Annotated in this window: 1 protein-coding gene; it reads left to right on the forward strand. The window is 58.8% G+C overall.

All coding sequences use genetic code 11. The annotated features are described in order from the left end of the window. Positions 1 to 628 (forward strand): IS630 family transposase (locus tag AZG88_RS29180; protein ID WP_156517655.1); only part of this gene is annotated, 628 nt, incomplete at both ends.

The raw sequence follows: 628 nt of genomic DNA on the forward strand, positions 1-628 counted from the left end.
CGGACGATCGACGACGACAAGATCAAGGATCTGATTACCTCGACCCTCGAAACGACACCGAAGAACGCCACACACTGGTCCACACGATCGATGGCAGAGCATCTCGATATCTCGCAATCGACGGTCTCGAGAGTGTGGCGCGCGTTCGGTTTGGCCCCGCACAAACAGGACTCATGGAAACTGTCGAAGGATCCACTGTTCACGGAAAAGGTCCGTGACGTCGTCGGCCTGTACATGAACCCGCCCGAGCGGGCTCTGGTGCTCTGCGTCGACGAAAAAACTCAGATCCAAGCACTGGACCGGACCCAACCGATATTCCCGATGCTTCCCACCACCCCGCAACGCGCCAGTCACGACTACGTCCGCAATGGCACCTCGAGCCTGTACGCCGCTCTCGATATCGCCTCGGGGAAGGTGATCGGATCACTCCATTCACGCCACCGCGCACAAGAATTCATCGCATTTCTCCGCAAGATCGACGCTCAGGTGCCCGACGATCTCGATGTCCACCTCGTGATGGACAATGCATCGACGCACAAGACTCCCGCGGTCAAACGATGGCTTCTCGCGCACCCGCGCTTCGTCAGCCACTTCACACCGACCAGCTCATCGTGGATGAACCTCGTCG

The organism is Rhodococcus sp. LB1, assembly GCF_001583455.1.
Classification (GTDB): Bacteria; Actinomycetota; Actinomycetes; order Mycobacteriales; family Mycobacteriaceae; genus Rhodococcus_F; species Rhodococcus_F opacus.